This is a genomic window from Pseudoalteromonas sp. CR1, assembly GCF_019392235.1.
Taxonomy (GTDB): domain Bacteria; phylum Pseudomonadota; class Gammaproteobacteria; order Enterobacterales; family Alteromonadaceae; genus Pseudoalteromonas.
Genome location: NZ_JAHXRM010000386.1, coordinates 1 through 257, shown reverse-complemented (window position 1 = coordinate 257; position 257 = coordinate 1). Strand labels below are relative to the sequence as shown.

Below are 257 nucleotides of genomic sequence, written 5' to 3'. Positions count from 1 at the left end.
GCCCAGGCGATTCGTTGCGGCGACGCTGAGGTGATCATCGCCGGCGGCATGGAAAACATGAGCCTGGCGCCGTACGTTCTGCCCGCTGCGCGCACCGGCTTGCGCATGGGCCACGCCAAGATGATCGACAGCATGATCACCGACGGCCTGTGGGATGCATTCAACGACTACCACATGGGCATCACCGCCGAGAACCTGGTGGACAAATACGGCATCAGCCGCGAAGCCCAGGACGCCTTCGCCGCAGCCTCCCAGCA

General features: G+C 64.2%; 1 pseudogene. It reads left to right on the top strand.

What is annotated here, in order from left to right:
• Positions 1-257: pseudogene (locus KZZ04_RS19835) on the top strand (acetyl-CoA C-acyltransferase); the annotation flags it as partial.